Annotated in this window: 13 protein-coding genes; 10 read left to right on the top strand and 3 right to left on the bottom strand. The window is 40.3% G+C overall.

The window, feature by feature from the left end:
• Window positions 1-150: 150 nt before the first annotated feature.
• Entirely contained in the window at window positions 151-1,386 is a 1,236-nt protein-coding gene (locus QQK00_RS04015) for a cystathionine gamma-synthase family protein (RefSeq protein ID WP_284216189.1), read from the bottom strand.
• A 121-nt stretch (window positions 1,387-1,507) separates the two neighbouring features.
• On the opposite strand from QQK00_RS04015, the gene QQK00_RS04010 reads away from it, so the two are divergent.
• The 4 genes from QQK00_RS04010 (at window position 1,508) to QQK00_RS03995 (ending at window position 7,008) form a co-directional block, all read left to right on the top strand.
• Window positions 1,508-2,293, top strand: coding sequence for an NRDE family protein (locus tag QQK00_RS04010; RefSeq protein ID WP_284216188.1), 786 nt, complete (start codon window positions 1,508-1,510; stop codon window positions 2,291-2,293).
• Between the two features lie 111 nt (window positions 2,294-2,404).
• Entirely contained in the window at window positions 2,405-3,595 is a 1,191-nt protein-coding gene (locus QQK00_RS04005; protein ID WP_284216187.1) for an amino acid aminotransferase, read from the top strand.
• Between the two features lie 176 nt (window positions 3,596-3,771).
• Window positions 3,772-5,475: a bifunctional ornithine lipid synthase OlsF gene (gene olsF, locus QQK00_RS04000; RefSeq protein ID WP_284216186.1), complete on the top strand. Its 1,704-nt coding sequence runs from the start codon at window positions 3,772-3,774 to the stop codon at window positions 5,473-5,475.
• A gap of 357 nt (window positions 5,476-5,832) precedes the next feature.
• The gene (locus QQK00_RS03995; RefSeq protein WP_284217559.1) at window positions 5,833-7,008 is read left to right on the top strand and encodes a dipeptidase; all 1,176 of its coding nucleotides are present in this window, start codon (window positions 5,833-5,835) and stop codon (window positions 7,006-7,008) included.
• 11 nt (window positions 7,009-7,019) lie between these two features.
• Here QQK00_RS03995 and QQK00_RS03990 read toward each other — a convergent pair whose 3' ends face one another.
• Window positions 7,020-7,922 (bottom strand): LytTR family DNA-binding domain-containing protein, encoded by a 903-nt coding sequence (locus QQK00_RS03990; protein WP_284216185.1) that lies wholly within the window; start codon window positions 7,920-7,922, stop codon window positions 7,020-7,022.
• Window positions 7,923-8,056: 134 nt separating this feature from the next.
• Window positions 8,057-10,441: a beta-galactosidase gene (locus QQK00_RS03985; RefSeq protein ID WP_284216184.1), complete on the bottom strand. Its 2,385-nt coding sequence runs from the start codon at window positions 10,439-10,441 to the stop codon at window positions 8,057-8,059.
• 728 nt (window positions 10,442-11,169) lie between these two features.
• Between QQK00_RS03985 and QQK00_RS03980 the strand changes: the two genes are divergently transcribed.
• The 6 genes from QQK00_RS03980 to QQK00_RS03955 all read left to right on the top strand — a co-directional run bounded on the left by QQK00_RS03980 (window position 11,170) and on the right by QQK00_RS03955 (window position 18,600).
• Window positions 11,170-13,560 carry an agarase gene (locus tag QQK00_RS03980; protein ID WP_284216183.1) on the top strand — a complete coding sequence of 797 codons (2,391 nt, stop codon included), beginning with the start codon at window positions 11,170-11,172 and terminating at the stop codon, window positions 13,558-13,560.
• 126 nt (window positions 13,561-13,686) lie between these two features.
• The gene (locus QQK00_RS03975) at window positions 13,687-14,646 is read left to right on the top strand and encodes a Gfo/Idh/MocA family protein (protein ID WP_284216182.1); all 960 of its coding nucleotides are present in this window, start codon (window positions 13,687-13,689) and stop codon (window positions 14,644-14,646) included.
• Window positions 14,647-14,984: 338 nt separating this feature from the next.
• Window positions 14,985-15,467: a DUF2141 domain-containing protein gene (locus QQK00_RS03970; protein WP_284216181.1), complete on the top strand. Its 483-nt coding sequence runs from the start codon at window positions 14,985-14,987 to the stop codon at window positions 15,465-15,467.
• Window positions 15,468-15,499: 32 nt separating this feature from the next.
• Window positions 15,500-17,014 carry a carotenoid oxygenase family protein gene (locus QQK00_RS03965; RefSeq protein WP_284216180.1) on the top strand — a complete coding sequence of 505 codons (1,515 nt, stop codon included), beginning with the start codon at window positions 15,500-15,502 and terminating at the stop codon, window positions 17,012-17,014.
• Complete coding sequence (locus QQK00_RS03960; protein ID WP_284216179.1) at window positions 17,011-17,580, top strand: DUF6942 family protein; 570 nt, start codon at window positions 17,011-17,013, stop codon at window positions 17,578-17,580. The genes QQK00_RS03965 and QQK00_RS03960 overlap by 4 nt, the downstream gene beginning before the upstream one ends.
• 117 nt (window positions 17,581-17,697) lie before the next feature.
• On the top strand, window positions 17,698-18,600 hold the full coding sequence (locus QQK00_RS03955; protein WP_284217558.1) for a DMT family transporter: 903 nt from the start codon (window positions 17,698-17,700) through the stop codon (window positions 18,598-18,600).
• The last annotated feature ends 2 nt before the right edge of the window (window positions 18,601-18,602 follow it).

Here is an 18,602-nt window from a genome sequence, read left to right as displayed (position 1 = left end):
ATGATAGGAAGCATCAATCAGATGTAGTTATTAGTACCATTACCTAACCAATTAGTTCATTAAAAATCTAAATATATTTTACTGATTTTGTTTATTTGTTGGTTAACATTTGATTTTATTGATAAATAATATAGCTATTTATAAAAAAACCTATGAAAAAGCAGCCTTAAAATCTGCCAATAAATCATTGGTGTCCTCTATGCCAACGGATAAACGAATTAAATTCTCCGAAATCCCCATTTGCTGTCGTTGCGTCAGGCCATTTTCATAAAATATAGTGGTAGACACTGGCAGGGCTAAGGTTCTAGTGTCGCCTAAATGAGTCGCGTTAATCACCAGATTCAATTTATTTAGATACGCTCTAAAATCTAAACCGTCAGCTAATTCAAAACTTAAAATGGCGCCAAATTGCCCACCAAAAATATCAGCCGCGCGCGTATGATGGGGATGGACATTTAACCCGGGATAATGAACGCGTTTAAATTCATCTGATGATTGCATATATTGCGCGATCGCCATTGCGTTCTCACAAGATTTTTGCATTCTGAGCTTAAGCGTTTCTAAACCAACAGATATCGCATGAGCAGAACTCGGAGCTAGCGTCGCGCCCATATCTCGTAAACCACGTTTACGAATTTGGGTCATGCCCCACAAGTTGCTATCAGGTACTTTGTATTTTTCACTTATGTTTGAGTAATTTTCCCAATTGTAAAGTCCAGTGTCTACTACCACGCCACCCAGTACACTGCCATGGCCAGCAATGTATTTAGTTAGTGACGTAATGACTAAACTAGATTTTACCGCTTTCGAGTTAAACATCACGAAAGGTGTCATCGTATTGTCGACAATCAAAAGAACGTTTTTTCGTTCGCAAATATCACCAATTTCATACATTGCGGCAACTTGCGTCACTGGGTTTGCAATCGTCTCGCAAAACACTAGTTTTGTATTTTCTTTCATTGCCTTTTCGACACTATCAGCATCACTAATATCGACAAAGCTTATCTCGATACCAAAACCTTCAAGTGCCTGCATAAAACTTCGCGTGTTACCAAATAAAAACTGACTCACAACGATGTGGTCACCTGCGCGCAATAAACTAAAGAATGTGGCGCTGATGGCCGCCATTCCGGTAGAAAAAACCGTTGCGGCAACACCGCCTTCAAGCTCATTGAGCAAATTTTGTAAGGCGACCGCCGAACCAGAGGACGAACGAGAATAAACATGCCCCGCTTTTTTACCTTGAAAAACCGCTTCTAAATCCGCTACGTCTTCAAACTCAAATAACACTGAATTTGACGTAGGGGTATGCACTGCGCCGTCTTCAGGCGAGTTAACTAGTCGGTCGGTATGTACTAGGTGTGTATCTAAAGCGTACTGCTTCACTCTTAAAATCCTGTGGTGATATATTTGTGATAAAAATTTGATTTGATGTTAGCCGAACTAATCCTTATTGTATACCCAGCCAAATGACATATCTTATTGTAAAAAAGCCAACGTAAAACTAATGTGTATATTGTTTATAGCCGTACAACAGCACCCTGATTATCCCCTTATCATAGCCGCAAATAGAGATGAATTTCATCAACGACCAACCTTAGCGTCTACTTTTTGGGCGCCCGAAAATCAATTGCTTGCAGGCAAAGATGTAAGTGCAAATGGCAGCTGGATGGGCATTACCCACACCGGAAAAATTGCCGCACTTACAAATATTCGAGCCCCAGGAAGAGACCGAAGTGATGCTGTTACCCGCGGCGAGCTCGTTATCGATTATTTGCAACAAGATTATAGCAGCGACAATTACCTAGCCAAAATTTCTGCGAACAAAGACGCTTACAATGGGTTTAACTTGCTATATGGTGAACTAGATAACCTGCATGTATATAACAACTACGAAGACCATCATGAGTCCCTAAACAAAGGCGTATATGGTTTATCAAATGCAATGCTTAACACGCCTTGGCCCAAGATTGATAAAGGAAAACAAGCGCTTGCAGATTATTGTTCCGCGCCAACGCCACTCAACGTTGAGCACCTCTTCGAGCTATTGAAAAATGACCGCCCAGCCGAAGACGAAATCCTACCTAAAACTGGAGTACCGCTCGAACGAGAACGACTATTATCCTCAATATTTATCAAATCAGTCGATTACGGCACACGTTCAAGCACTGTATTGCTCATTGACAACAACAAAGACGTTTACTGGCAAGAAAGAACGTTTGCTCCTGATGGTATTGAAACCAATCGATGTGATTTTCAATTTGCCATTAAAAGGAATATATACAAGCGCTAATTCTTCTATGTTAAATCAGCAATATTCATCATAAAAAACCTCGAATTCTTGGTAGTTTCAGGCATAATGTGCACGTTTTTATTAACCTCACATTATGAAGGATAGACTACCGTGTTCGAGACTTTATCTCCTCTTGCTCCAGACCCAATTCTTGGATTATCAGCGGCATTCAAGCAAGACACTAATTCAAATAAGATTGACTTAGGCGTTGGTGTTTACAAGGATGAAAATGGCAATACACCTATTCTCGACGCAGTAAAAGCAGCTCAAACCATTTTACAGGAAAAAGAAAGCTCTAAGGTGTATATTACGCCGCAAGGTCATCAGGGCTTTATTGATGGTATGTTGACCCTATTGCTAGGCGCTTCTAGTAAAGTGCTATCCGATCAACGAGTCGCTGCTGTTCAAGCGCCGGGCGGATGCGGTGCCTTGCGTATCCTAGCTGAATTGTTCATGCGCTGTAACAAAGATACCGTTGTGTGGGTAAGCGATCCAACTTGGGCAAACCATATTCCATTATTGGGTAATGCTGGTTTAACGCTTAAAACCTATCCATACTTTGATAAGGCGTCAGCAAGTATTAAATTTGATGAAATGATGGACTGTTTGACAGAGGTTAAAGCCGGTGACGTCGTGTTATTACATGGTTGCTGTCACAACCCAACAGGTGCAGATCTCACACAGTCTCAATGGCAAGCCGTTGCTGAATTGGCGCAAAAAACAGGCTTTATTCCGTTTGTTGATATTGCGTATCAAGGGTTTGGTGAAGGCCTTGATGAAGATGCTTACGGATTACGTTTGTTAGCAGATTCCGTCGACGAAATGGTCATTGCAGCCTCATGCAGTAAAAACTTTGGCTTATACCGTGAGCGCGTTGGTTTAGCCGCTATTATTACTAAAAATCCAGAAACTAAACGTATCGCCCAATCGCAAATTCAATCTGTTGCGCGTGGTATTTATTCTATGCCGCCGTCTTATGGTGGTGCGCTTGTAGACATTATTTTAAATACGCCATCGTTATACACACAATGGAACGCTGAAGTAACAGAAATGCGCGAACGTATGATTACGCTTCGTCAATTGTTAGTATCAAATCTTGCTGCTCAGGGCGTTGACAAAGACTTCAGCTTTATCAATAGACAAAAAGGTATGTTCTCCTTTTTATGTATTGCGCCAGAACAAGTGCAAGCCTTGCGAAATGATAAAAGTGTATATTTTGTGGATTCAAGTCGCGTCAATATTGCAGGTATCAACAAGCAGAATGTTGAAGCACTTGCACAAGCAATTGCGACTGTATTGTAAATGCAACTGTATAGTAAATAATACACTCACAAAACACGACCTAAACTAAAGACTCAAATGCATTGCAATAAATTTGCAATGCATTTGTCATATTAGCTTCACCAATTGATCAAGTAACTGTCACCTTATTCACCTACCCTAGCCAGCATAATAGGCGCAACCAAGAGGTGGATTGAATGTTAAACACGCAAGAAGTCATCGAACAACATTTTCCCAAGGTGGCACAAAACAAGCTACTTAATAAACCAACTACTGCGGTACTAAAACGTCTATTGTGTGAAAAGGAAATTAATGACTTTACGGCACAGTACCCTCATTTCGTAGGATTTGATTTTGTAGAACAAGTGCTAGAGTATTTTAGCTTTGGTTATTCGGTATCAGACAATCACAGAGAGCGCATACCACAATCTGGCAGATTAGTAATCGTCGCCAACCACCCTATTGGTTCATTGGATGGCTTAGCACTTATCAAACTAATTCGTGAAACGCGAAACGACATAAAAGTCATAGCCAACGACATGTTGATGGCCATCGATGCTTTACATGATATTTTATTGCCTGTTAACAACATGTCTGGCAGCACAAAAAAAGAGAATCTTCAAAATATCGACTTACATTTGCAAAATGAAGGTGTCGTCATTATTTTCCCAGCTGGGGAAGTATCAAGACTCCGTCCGCAAGGTATACGCGATACAAAATGGCATACCGGCTTTTTACGCATTGCAAAAGCTAATCAAAGTCCTATTCTTCCAGTATTTATTGACGCAAAAAATTCACCTCTATTTTATGGTGTATCCATGTTGTTTAAACCAGCAGCAACCGCGCTCCTGGTAAAACAAATGTGGCATCAGAAAGAAAAAAGTATACCAATGAAAATTGGTGAAGTAATTCCACATGAAGGATACGCTGGCCTTAAACTAAGTTTAAAAGAGCAAGTAAAACTGTTTAAACGTCATCTTTATCGCCTGGCAAAAAACAAATCGCCATTAATGCCGACACAAGCGGCAATTGCGCTGCCAGAAGATCGACGATTACTAGTAAAAGCATTTGAACACGAAGCAGAAATGCTCGGTAAAACCGGTGACGGTAAATCAATATTTTTATTTAGGTATCAGCAAGGCTCGGTAATCATGCGAGAACTTGGACGTTTAAGAGAAATTACCTTTAGAGCGGTAGGCGAAGGGACCAATAAGCGACGAGACATCGATAAATTCGACAAAGATTATTATCACCTAGTGTTATGGGATGAAAAGGACTTAGAAATAGCAGGTGCATACCGATTTGGTCATGTGAAAGGCATTCAAGATGTGAATAAGCTTTATTCCTCTTCATTGTTTGACTACAACGACCAAATGGAAAAATACCTGGTAAATGGTTTAGAACTTGGTCGCAGTTTTGTTCAAAAAAAATACTGGGGAAAACGCAGTTTAGACTACCTGTGGCAAGGTTTAGGCGCATTCGTACGTAAACATCCTGAATTTAGGTATTTGTTCGGCCCAGTATCTATTAGTAATAGGTACCCAAACACCGCAATTGAATTAATCGCGGCATTTTACTCAAATTACTTTCCTGCCAAAGAAACCGTTGCTGCGCCTAAAATTCAATATGCAGTATCTACTGAAACTATCAATACATTTAAACACTTAGCATACAAAGAAGGTTTTGCGCTACTCAAGAGTTTGCTCGCCGAAATGGGAGTTACAGTTCCAACCCTTTATAAGCAATATGCCGAAACTTATAAGCCAGGTGGTGTAAGTTTTTCAGCGTTTAATGTAGATCCAGACTTCGAATATTGCGTTGATGGCCTAATAGTTGCCGATTTAGAGATGTTAACTGATAAAAAACGTAAGCGTTATTTGACACCGCAAGAGTCAACGTAATTTAATCATACTGCTAGTTGCACCGATAAGGAACGTCATATTGTCCTCATTTGGCGCAAAACCGATATTTTTCACGCAAGAAAAATACTTTAAAGTATGCCTACCTACTTAAATATTTTTGATAGCACCAGCTATCACCCGCAGATTCACTTATTTTCGTTCATCATACTGAATACTTAGTCAACCAAATAAACGTAATCTATCTTTATGGCATACCTCTTGATTATGTCATCTATGATCACGGCGATGTTTACTGCTGCTCTCCAACATTGCGAATATATATCGTCACATATTACACAAACAGGAGTATGTATTTTGTTCAAGTTTGTCATAGTTAAGCTAGTTGTATTTTTATGTATCTCTTGCGCAAGCCACACTGAGCAACATAAGGTAAACATCCACAATAGACTACTAACGTTAGACGCTCACTTAGATACTCCTGCCCTCTTAGTTAGACCTGACTTTGACATCATGCAAGAGCATAGTCATGACCACGATTTCTCTCAGGTAGACTGGCCTAGAATGGAAAAAGGCGGTCTTGATGGGGGATTTTGGGTGATATACACGCCTCAAGGGCCACTCAATGCGGATGCATACAAATCTAATCGAGACACAGCGTTACTACGCGCAATGGCTATTCAAACAATGGTTTCTGTGAATCCAGATACCTTTGAACTAGCGACAGTGGCAGAAGATGCGCATCGTATTACCAATATCGGGAAAAAAGTAGTGTATATAAGTATGGAGAATGCCTATCCCTTAGGCGAAGACTTATCACTACTTACCACCTTTTATAAACTGGGTTTGAGAATGCTTGGGCCTGTGCATTTTAAAAACAATCAATTTGGCGATAGTTCTACTGATCCGCAAGGTAGTATATGGGGCGGCTTATCCCCTTTAGGCAAACAACTGGTTGCAGAAGCAAACCGCTTAGGCATAGTACTCGACGGCTCGCATGGTCATGATCTGCTCCTTGAAGATCTCATTAATCTATCAAAAACACCGGTAATATTATCGCATACTGGGACCAAAACCATTTATGACCATCCGCGAAACATAGACGATACATTGTTAAAAAAGCTAGCCGACAGCGGTGGCGTTATTCATGTAAATGCCTATAGCGCCTATTTAACTAAACTACCAAACAATCCCGAAAGGCAAAAAGCCTATCAAGATCTGTTTGAGAAATTTGGGCGCAATTGGTCAACGTTTGACACAGAAACATGGCAAGCCCTTAAGCAGGCTCGCTACCAGCTGGATAAGAAACATCCTGCTATAAAAGCTTCATTTGAAGATTATATGCAACACTTTCTTCATATTCTAAACGTTGTAGGACCTAAACATGTTGGCGTTGGTGCTGATTGGGATGGCGGTGGAGGTGTTGTAGAAATGATGGATATATCTACCCTGCCACTAATCACTGAGCGACTGTTAAATGAAGGATATTCAGAACAAGATTTAGCCGACATATGGTCAAACAACGTACTCCGTTTACTCAAACAAGCTAAAGATTATGCAGATAGTGTGAATTGACCAATTGAAACTTAAATCAACCCTACGCGCTTTACATTATCTATATATGTGCGAGAAACAGGCACTTCCAAGCCATTATTTAGTGTCAGCATTATTTTGCGGTTTTGCTTTGCACTTGCAGTAACTGCGGAAGTAGCTACCCACCATGAACGGTGCGTTTGTATACCGGCATAACCATTCAATTCATTTAAGGCATCCTTAAAACGCATCAACAACATCTCATGCCCTTTATCGGTATACACTTTTACATAGTGGTCAGACATTTCTAGACAAATTAGTTCACCACGTTTTTCCACTGGTAACTTTTCGATAAGCTGAGTCGAATTCTCTTGTTTAGCCTCACTTAAAGCCTGTTGTTGAGATTGGAGCATTTCCTGTGAGACAGTCAACGCAGCATCTTTATCTTTGTATTTTTCAGCCAGCACATAAATTAGCGTAATCACTGCGCCAATAATTAACACATTAGGGAAAATTAGGAAGAAATTACCAAACAAGTCAATTGGGTAACCCATGTAAAACCAAGTCAATATAGGCACAAAAAAACTCATGCCAATACTCGCAAAGAATGCACCAATACTAATACGTATCCAATATGAATTGACGTGTTTATTTAAACAATGTTCGCTTACGTGAATACTCGGTGCAAAAAGCATATACCCAAATATGGACAAACTTACCCAATAAAACACCGATAAATAAAGCGGGTTGTCATCCATACCAAAAGGCGATAACAAGCCGATAAACGTCCCAACACCAACCAAAATGGCGAGGTCATGCAATAACTTCTTAAATAGCAAATCCTTGTCGAACAAATAGATCCCCTTTGAAACTACATACTCTGAATACCGATTCGCTGGGCTTATTAGAGGTGTAACGCATATTCGTTGACCACGCACAATTAACAACTTGCCCATTTCTGTCCTAATGTTATCTCAACTCATGTGAGTGGCAAACAACGAAATTGCAGAAAATGCGGAAAAAAGGCCTTCAAAACAAAACGGCCAGCTTATCGCTGACCGTTTTTTATTCGTTGTTTTAACACATCACTCTATTTTTTGAGTTCGCCAAAGCGTCTCTCATATAAATTGCTGTGTACTTCTTTTGCCGCGTCAACCAAGGGCTTATATGGAATATCCGTCGTTCTGACAAAACCAACATTGTAGTTTTCACCATCATGGGCACGGCCAGGAATTGGCGAATCTAAGTACTGGAACCAATGCACACCAACAAAATAAGGGTTATCAATACCACTACGAATGTAGTCCTTGAACATACGCCCTCTGTCTTCTTGGTCAACACCATGAATTAGTCCAGGGTGGTATAAACCAGAGTCAGTTGAGCCAATGTGATACTCACCAATAATGCTCGGCATATCAATTTCTTCCAAGAATTTCCAAGTGTTTTCGCTTAGGCCTTCTTTATAAGAATTGTAACTTACCACATCAGCATATTTGGCCGCAGCACGCACCACCTCTATAGGCATACCCCAGTCAGGGAAGCGAGAGCCTAAATACATATGGTTTGGCATAAACTGTTTAACTGAAGTACTAATAACGCTGAAGTATTGGCTCGCATAAGCATGCAGTAAATCAGAGTAATCTTCTTCTTGTACTTTAGTGTTCAACGTAGAATCGAAGCCTTTGTCAAATTCAGCCCAACTCGCTATTGACTTGTCCCACGCTTTATTAAGCGCTTCTATTGTCTCGTATTTTTCTTTCATTAAACGCGTAAATTCAGCTTTTGTTGGGACATCAGCACCATCACGTTTTAAGGTGTGAATAGGAATACCTAACGTCGCTTGAATTGTCTCAGAACGACCAAAGCTCATCTCGTTGTCAATGAATACACCAACACACCAAGGGTTATTATTTACTTCCTCAGCGACTTGACTAACCGTAACATCTGCACGCTCTTTAAACTTCGGATCGAAAACATCAGGCAGTGCCCGCCAAAAGTCGTTACCACTTGATACAGTTTTAAAATCGCCGATTACCCAACCGTTAGCAAAATACGGAATGCGGTTGTCGTCGTAAAACTTATGGTCAACCCAATTACCGAATGACGTGAAGCCCCAATTTAGCATTCGATCGATGGTGACTTTTCGCCACATCTCAAGAAAATCACCCATGTCACCATATTTTCTATCGATGTTAGCACGGTAAAAACTATACACCTCACCACGGTCTAGTGGACCAGAATGTGCTTCACGGCGATACCCATAATGCGCGCCCATTGGCTCATCATATGACGGTAAATCAACGAACATTTTTGCACGTACATCTGACTCAACAAAGCGTGTTTTCACCGCTTCATCACTCGCCTTATTCATACCAATTGAATCTTCTGGCGTAAGATCACCTGGCTCACGTTGCACAATATAGTTCTGATCAAAATCATAACCTGTCAGTGTCGTCGTGTTCGCTAAACGAATATTCGCAATACCGCTCGACCAGAATAGATATCCGTCAGGCGTGACGAGTGACCATTTTCCACCGATTTTTTCAGTTCTAAAATAGCCTGTTGCTTCAAGCTTTGGCCCTTCAGACCAGCCGCTATATTTAGAGCGGTCAGGCATTTTCTTACCGTCTTGAAGCTCTTTTAATTCAGCGTCACGGTAAGCCAAAAGCTCAGCTTCACTGCTTATTTTGTCGGTAAAGTCGACTTTTGCGTTTTGACCAAATTCATCAACTAAGCCAACAAGAAAATTAGGTGATTTTGGTGGGTTCTTTATTAGACGGATGTTATCTATGGTTATTTCTTTGTCGAGCAAGACGTTTGTTACGCTAAAAGAAATTTGCGTAATTCCCTTAATATCTAAATTCTTTAGGCCCCACATTGATATGAACTGCACATCGTCATAGCCTTCCCATGTATCAGGGTTAGAACGTAGACCAGACAAAAAGTTAAGCTCAACGTTCACGTCACCGTCGGGAGTACCTAAGTCATGACCACGCATTTTTCCATAAAACGTCTTACTTTCTGATAAGTCACTTAAGGGAATCGCGACTGAACGTGTATAATTACCGCCATTCTTATCCGACATGTCTAAGTAAACTTGTGTCGACACTTTACCTTGGTTACTGATATCAAACGCAATACTAAAATCATCGTATTTGCTCCAATCCCAAGGCGTTTCAGGCTGGAAGTATACGTTTGTGTACTTTTTACTTGCTGAGTCCATTTTTATGCGTAGCGCATTTGACTTACCGCTACCATCATCTACAAGCTCACCGGTTGCATCCGTGAACTTGACATCGGATGGGATTGAATCACCATCAAATGTATAGAGCATTTCTAATACTTCGTGCTCTTTGTGAGATTTCTTTTCTTCCGTTTTTTCACTGACTTCGCTGGTGTTACAACCAGAGACAAGTAAAGCGGCAGACACTGCAGTCGATAATACTGCCAACTTATAATGCTTAGTCTTATTCATTGAGATACCTATATTGGGAATCGATTGTGTACATTAATTAATGACAACTAAATAAAAATAAACAAGCGATAAACGCATTGTTAACATTTAACCGAAAGAGTAAACGCCTTCTAGCCGCTATGCAACACCTATATGTATTTTTAAATCGTTGTTAGAGATCTACGTTAAATTTTCTATTAACCCAGACGTCATCAGGCCTTTAGCGACCTTTCATCCATTTACTTTATTTGATTACATTACGTACAACGCCAATAAACACGCTTGAATTGCTGTAATGCAACAAGTATAAAGATTGTTTTACTTACTAAAATTCATTGCAATTTATTCAATGCAAATCTATGATAACGCTATCATAAGATGTTGTTAATTTTTACAAATAGGAAACATACTTGTCAATATAAATGTTGAGTTTTGCGTTATATGAAATAAGAAGCCCGTTATCAACCATCAGGTAAAACTTTGATGTTGTTGTAATTTTTTCCGATTTCTTATTCAAAATTTAATAGGCTAATTGACAAATAGAAGACAGATATTAACGTTAACATCTGGTTACATTAGCGTTTAAAAACCTCAACTGAGGTTATTTAAACTACTGCCAGATTTAATTACATACGGCAAATAGTATTTGCTGTATTCGTTATGTGTACATACGTAAGCCCACTGCTGCCAATAATTAGCCGCTGAATGTTTACGTTATTTATTAGATTTGATAAACCGGAGTCATTTTTGTGAAACCAATAAATCGTTGCTTTATACCCGTAGTCGCTTTGACAAGTGTTCTCTTATTGAACGGGTGCTCCTCCGATAAAGCATCTGAGCCAAAAAATATAGATAAACCATCCTCTTCAACGCCCGAATATGAAACCCTTTCTGTATTAACAAATTTTGATGACGTGCATTTAGATTTAAGTGCTGAAAATGCTAATTTTAAAGTTATCGAAGGCAAAGATGGAAATGAATTAGATATCGAGTTCCTAAACACTGCCCGATTCAGTGGTGTCCATCTCGATTTCGAAACGCCTCAGGATTGGACAAAATATAATGAATACCATGTCGCACTAGATGTTGAAAATACAGGTGATGAAAGTATTCAATTGTTTCTTTCGATTAACTCTGCTGGTTCTGAACTGCATCGTCATATTGCAATCCCCACTGGTGAACGTATGACAATTTTTGCGCCAGTTGACGGTGTGTTTTGGAATATTGGTTCAGGTTTTCGCGAAAACCCTAAGCCATGGAGTACAGATGAGCTAATGTTTATTCTCATCTATGGTAACTATTTTATGTCGAATGACAGTGTTACCCGTATATCATTGAATACACGGACAAATATGGCTAACAAACATTTACGTGTTGACAATATTCGCCTACGAAAAAATCAAGAATATGATGAAACGTTTTTACATGATTTTGTCGACGAATATGGGCAAAATGCAAACGTAGATTTCCCCACAAAAATACACTCTATGGAAGAGTTCAGGTCAGTGCATGACAAAGAAATTGCGGCATTAGACAAAAGTAAACCACTGCCAGATCGTTCGCGATTTGGGGGCTGGAAAGATGGTCCAAAATTAGACGCAACTGGTTTTTTCCGTGCAGAAAAAGTAGAGGGTAAATGGTGGATGGTCGACCCTGAAGGCTACTTGTTTTTCTCGCATGGCATTGCCAATGTGCGTTTAGCTAACATGTTTACGGTCACTGGTATGGATTTTAAAGATGATAGTATTCGTTATAGAGATCCAGAAGAATTAACCCCTGAAGATTCTATTGGCGCTATCGATATTCCTGAAGCGGTATTGGCAACACGTTATTTAGCCAGTGATGTTCGACGCAATATGTTTAACTGGTTACCGGAGCACGATGATCCACTGGGTAACCACTACAGCTACCGCCGTTCGTTCCATGGTGGTCCTTTACCTCATGGTGAAACGTATAGTTTTTACCGCGCAAATCTTGAGAGAAAGTTTGGCGAAACAACAAAAAATTCGTTCTTGAAAGACTGGCAAGAAAAGACCTTAACTCGTATGTTAGATTGGGGCTTCACTTCAATGGGAAACTGGGTTGATCCAGCATTCTACCCCAACGAACAAGTCCCCTACTTTGCAAATGGTTGGATCATCGGTGATTTCAAAGAAATAAAAACAGGCAACGAAATATGGCATGCAATGCCAGATGTGTTCGACCCTGAATTTGAACGCCGGGCAGATTTAACGATTGCGCAAATCGCAAAAGAAATTGAAGGTTCACCATGGTGTGTCGGGGTATTTGTCGACAATGAGAAAACATGGGGATACCGCACTGGCCCTGTTGAACGTCGTTACTTCTTGTCGGTGGCTGCAATGGGAATGGATGCAGCAGAAAGTCCGGCGAAAGCCGCTTTCAGTGAACATCTAATCGGCAAATACAAAACGATTGATACGATGAATGAACGCTGGGGAACCACGATCGAGAGCTTAGATGCATTAAAGAAAGGCGTTACCTTCAGTGAGTATAACGCTGCACTAGAGGCAGATTTGTCTGATATGCTATTAATGCTTTCAAATCGCTATTTTAAAGTCGTGCACGACGCATTGGAAAAAGTATTACCAAACCATTTGTATATGGGAGTGCGCATGGCGACATGGGGTATGCCTCAAGAAACCATTGAAGCGGCAACGACTTACACTGACGTATTGAGCTTTAACGTTTATGACGAAGGTTTACAACCTTTTGATTGGGAGTTTTTACGTGAAGTGGATTTACCTGCGGTTATCGGTGAATTTCATGTTGGCGCCATTAGTGATAATGGTTTGACCCATCCTGGTCTAGTATTTGCAAGTGACCAGTCTGACAGAGCGCGTAAATACCGTGTATATATGGATAGTGTCTCAGGCCACGATAACTTTGTCGGTGCGCATTGGTTTCAGTACATCGACTCACCGTTAACCGGTAGAGCCTTTGACGGCGAATCATATAATGTCGGCTTTGTGAATACCGCTGACGTCCCTTATCCAGAAATGATAAACATGGCAAAGGATTTTAATACTTCATTATATCCTGAACGTTTCAATCGCCCCTTAACTGTGCCGCTTGAAGTCAATGAAACTGAAAAGGCGACGACCGAAGCAGTGCCAAACTGATATAGAGACTTGCTCATCAACGTAGAGATGTTAACTGTCGTTAATTCGGCATTTAACATCTAAGAAAAACCAATCGAATAGCTATACGTTAAACGTAATACTCAAGCATATTGAGGGAAATAAACTATGCAAAAAATTAAGTGGGGCATTGTTAGCGCCGGAAGAATTTGTAGCAAATTTTGTAGCGACCTAATACATGTTGAAGATGCAGAGATAGTTGCTGTCGCGGCTCGTAATTTAGACAGTGCAGAAAAATTTGCGAAACAATACGGCATAAAAAAGGCCTACGAAGGATATCAAACAATGTTTGACGATCCTGAAATCGATGTTGTCTATATAGGTACACCACACACCTTACATTTTGAAAACGCCAGAGACGCGATACTCGCCGGTAAACACGTACTATGTGAAAAACCTCTAGTAGTATCACCAGCTCAATGCAAAACATTGTGTGACCTTGCAAAAGAAAAAAATGTATTTCTTATGGAAGCTATGTGGACATATTTTCTGCCTGCCATTCAAAAAGCTAAAGAATGGCTGACACAAGGAAGAATTGGCAAAGTGCATCATATTAAAATTGATTTTGGCTATCCAATGGCGTACGCACCCGATTCTCGTGAGTTCAGCGCAGAGCTTGCCGGCGGTTGCTTGTTTGACATGGGAATATATCCACTAGCAGTGGCCTGGTTTTTATTGGAGAAGGATTTAAGCAACTTACACGTGTTTAATGAAAACGCACCAAATGGCGTAGACCAAGACGTAATTATTATTGCCGATTGTGGTGATACAAAGGCATCTCTTGCAGCGTCTTTTAAATCAAATTTACAGAATGCCGCGCATATCATTGGCGACAAAGGCATCATCGCTATCCCCCACTTCTCACGAGCAACTACCTGTGAGTTATACGATGGAGATGATTGCGTAGACAAATTTGTAGACGAAAGAAAAACCTACGGCTACGACTTTGAAGCTAAAGAAGTTATGAAGCAAATTAGACTGGGAAAAATTGAATCAAGCATAATGCCCCATTCAACCAGCCTAAAATTGCAGGAACAAATTCATAGTATCAGTGAGTTGTTTAGCTAGTGCTGCTACACGTGAACTTGCCTCGTTAGGTGCAACTTAGTAGCCACAGACACACATTTTCATCTTGGGCATACATTTTTATCTTGGGCAGATAGCGCATTGCTATATGCCCTTCCAATAATTTGCTCCCTTACCATCTACCTTTCCAAGACTACAAATTCACGATTCGCGAAATACACATCAATCAAGCCGTCTACCACTCACGAATAAATTGACATAATTCACGAAAGTTTGCTTCGAAATACATAATTTCCAATTTACCTTTAGCAGCGTAAAACGAGTACCGCCATGCAATTAGTGGCGTTACTTTTAAGTCAAACCTCTAAGGAAACAAAAAAATGAAAATACAACTAACTCGCGCATTTAACACCATCTTTGACAATAAAGTAGCTCAACAACCGTTATCCGCCGCATTCTTAACCATTGCAGTGTTCGCTTCTACTGCAAGTCAGGCGCAAGACTTACAAGTGGAAATTGCTGGCATTAGCAGTAATGAAGGGAAAATTTATATTCAACTATTTAAAGGTGAAGACAATTTCAAGAATGGTGTTGCTGCCGCAGCGAGTATCGTTGATGCAAAAGAAGGACAAGTCTCAGTGAACTTTAACAGCTTAAGCGCAGGTGAGTATGCAGTGCGTTACTTTCATGACGAAGACAATGATGGTCAATTTGATACTAATTTTTTAGGTATACCCACTGAAGGTTATGGTTTTTCGAATAACGCGAAAGCTAACTTTGGGCCACCAAATTATAGCGATATTAAATTTTCTGTTAGTGACGAAAATACAAAAATAGTCAATCGCTCAACAGTGAACTATTAGCACCTATTTCGAGAATATTAAGGTAGCAACTCATGCAAAGACGATATTTATTGAAAGCGATGGCCGCCGTAGGAGCCGGTTTGTCACTTCCGCATGCGAATGTATTCGGACAAACGGCAGTATCTAATACTATCAATGTAAAACACTTGTTTAACCAAGCCATACAAAAAGACGATGCGTTAATCGGTTTAGCCGACGTTCAGCAAAATTATACAGAACAGAGCCTAAAGATAGACGGGAAATTACCCAAGGATATCCATGGCTACTTTTATCGTAACGGCCCAGCCAAGCATGAGCGCGGTGAACAACGCTATCAGCATCTATTTGAAGGCGATGGTATGTTACAGCGGTTTGCCATTGGCGAAGGAAAAATCAAACATATTGGGAAGTTTGTTAACACCCCAAAATACGCACACGAAGAAAGTGCGAAACGATTCATGTTTGATGGCCCAGACACAAAATTAACAGTATCTTCTGCGGTTGCTCATGCAGACACGATCAATACCGCAAATACGAATATCATACCGGTTGGCGATGATTTATGGGCACTATGGGAAGGAGGGTCGGCTAGCGTTATTGACAAAGCCTCATTGAGCTTTAAAAATTTTGCTAACTTGGGCGAAAACAGCCAATACGGAGATAAGTTAAAAAGGCTGCCCTTTTCGGCACACCCCAAAATTGAAGCAAATGGTGATATTTGGAACTTTGGTTACAATGCTGCCGGTACCATCGTCTTGTATCACTTATCTGCTCAAGGCAAAACAAAAAATGTGGGCTTAATCAACACCGATTTTCGTGCTGGCATGCTGCATGATTTTCTCATTACACATAAACACATCTTATTGATTTTACCGTCAATTACAAAGGATGCATCTGCGCATGGTATGTTTACGAGTATTCGTTTTAATAAACATCAGCCAATGAAGGTAATGGTACTAGATAAAAACACACTTAAATTGGCGCGACAATACGAATTGCCACCAGGTTTTGCGTTTCATTTCGGAAATGCTTGGGAGGAGGCTGATGGCAGTATATACTTCGACGCAAGTTTATATTCCGATGTCAAAATCTTACATGAAATGAGTCACATAATGCAGGGAAAACACATCGCAAAACCAGCAACGAGCAATACCTGCCTTTACCACCTTAAAGCAAACGGCAGTGTTGACTATCAGAGACTAAAAGAAAACAGTGAATTTCCTCGTGTAAGTAACTATTTGACGGGTCTAAAAAACCGCTATCTCTACCATGTAGGTAACACGCATGACGGCTTATGGAGCGACAGCATTTACCGCGTTGATTGGCACAATGATACGGTTGAGAGTTACGATTATGGCAAAGAGTATATAGTGGAAGAACACATTCCAATAGCACAAGACAACAATGAAAATAATGGCTACCTTATTGGTACCGCCTTACATGTGCCGAGTAAACGTACATGCCTTAACATTTTTAATGTTGCGAAGCTATCAGATGGACCTATCACACGTGCTTGGCTGCCTTATCACTTGCCCCTTGGATTTCATGGAAACTATTCAGCAGCATGACCGCTAAATGCAAATTGGTAGGTATTGGTGATGAAGATGCTTACATTAAGATATACATCGCTAATACCCCCAATTTTATGTTTAAGCACCAATCAGGTGGCATTTATCCGTTAACAAAAAATGAAATTTACCAATGTGGACAAGCGTGTGGCAATGGTTGGCGTAAAGTATTTAACGTTTACGCCAAATTTATATACGCACTGTCGTTGCCACAGTTAAACACGCAACGCTTTTCGAGCTGGCAAGACTATCGGGACAACGCCCTCCTTCAAGCAAACAGCGACACAGCCCTTCTTTATTCACCGCCAGCAATTGTTGCTAATAGCGACGCACATACCAATATTGATAGGCGTACCAATGGTGATATACATATCGTAATGGGTAAAACGTATGGCAAAAGTTTATCACTGCCCACAAGCGTGACATGGGTAAATCATGAATTTGCAATAAATGACCAGATGCGCTTAATCATATGTCCATATTTTGATTACCGTCAGCTGTCTAATATTAAAATTCTCCAGTTGATCGACCTTGTAAATGAAATACATCTGCACAAAACAATGTAATCCCTATATTAAGACTGGCTTTCTCTTTGTAATATTCTTACTATCAAGTTCTTAAACATTGCTAAAAGATAGTTAAACAGATTGTTATCGTCGTCGAAAAATCAACAAAAATCGCTAATAAACGCGAATGCGCTCCTATTTTCTATTTGTGTACTGGTATGGGGGTCCACTTGGATCGCCATTACATTTCAGGTAAACGAAACAACCTTAATGCTTTCAGTCGGTATTCGTTTCGCTATTGCCACTTTGTTGATTGGTATTTGGTGTGTAATCCAACAACGATCATTTAAGCTGACACTACATCAACATAAACTAATGGCAATGGCAGGTGTATTCTTATATTGCTTGGACTATTCGTTATTATATGCGGCTCAACAGCATATTGTCAGTGCACTACTCGCTGTGCTAAGTAGTGCGGTTATCTATTTTAATGTTGTCTTAAGACGCTTTGTTTTAAAAAAGCCAATACGCATTGAAGTTGTTGCTGGTGCGACCGTTGGGCTTATCGGAATATGTTTAATTTTTGTACCCGAATTACAAGGTATGTCAGCAACACAAGGATTAGCTGCGGGGCTATTATTTGCCTTAGGCTCGTTTTTTTCAGCGGCCATTGGTAACGTTTTATCTGAAAAAATATTGGATACCCAAGTGTCGGTATTGCAAATGAACTTCTGGGCTATGCTTTACGGTGTCGTTGTGACCTTAGGTATTGTCATGCTATCGAACGTGCCACTCGTAGTGCCCAATAAGGCAAGTTACTATTATTCACTGTTGTATTTAGCGATTTTTGGGTCGGTTATCGCATTTGGTGCATATATGCGTTTGGTACAACAAATAGGCTCAGACAAAGCCGCTTATGTTGTCCTTATTTACCCTATTGTGGCGCTTATCATATCGACGATCTTCGAAAACTATATCTGGACAGTGTCTTCATTAATAGGCGTCCTGCTCGTATTAGTGGGCAATGCGATTGCGATGGGAAAACTTACTTTACGCCGTCTACAGCGCAAAGTAAGTTAATA

Origin of the sequence: Agaribacter marinus, from assembly GCF_030160655.1 — a bacterium.
GTDB lineage: Bacteria > Pseudomonadota > Gammaproteobacteria > Enterobacterales > Alteromonadaceae > Glaciecola > Glaciecola marina.
This window is presented reverse-complemented; position numbering and strand designations above follow the sequence as displayed.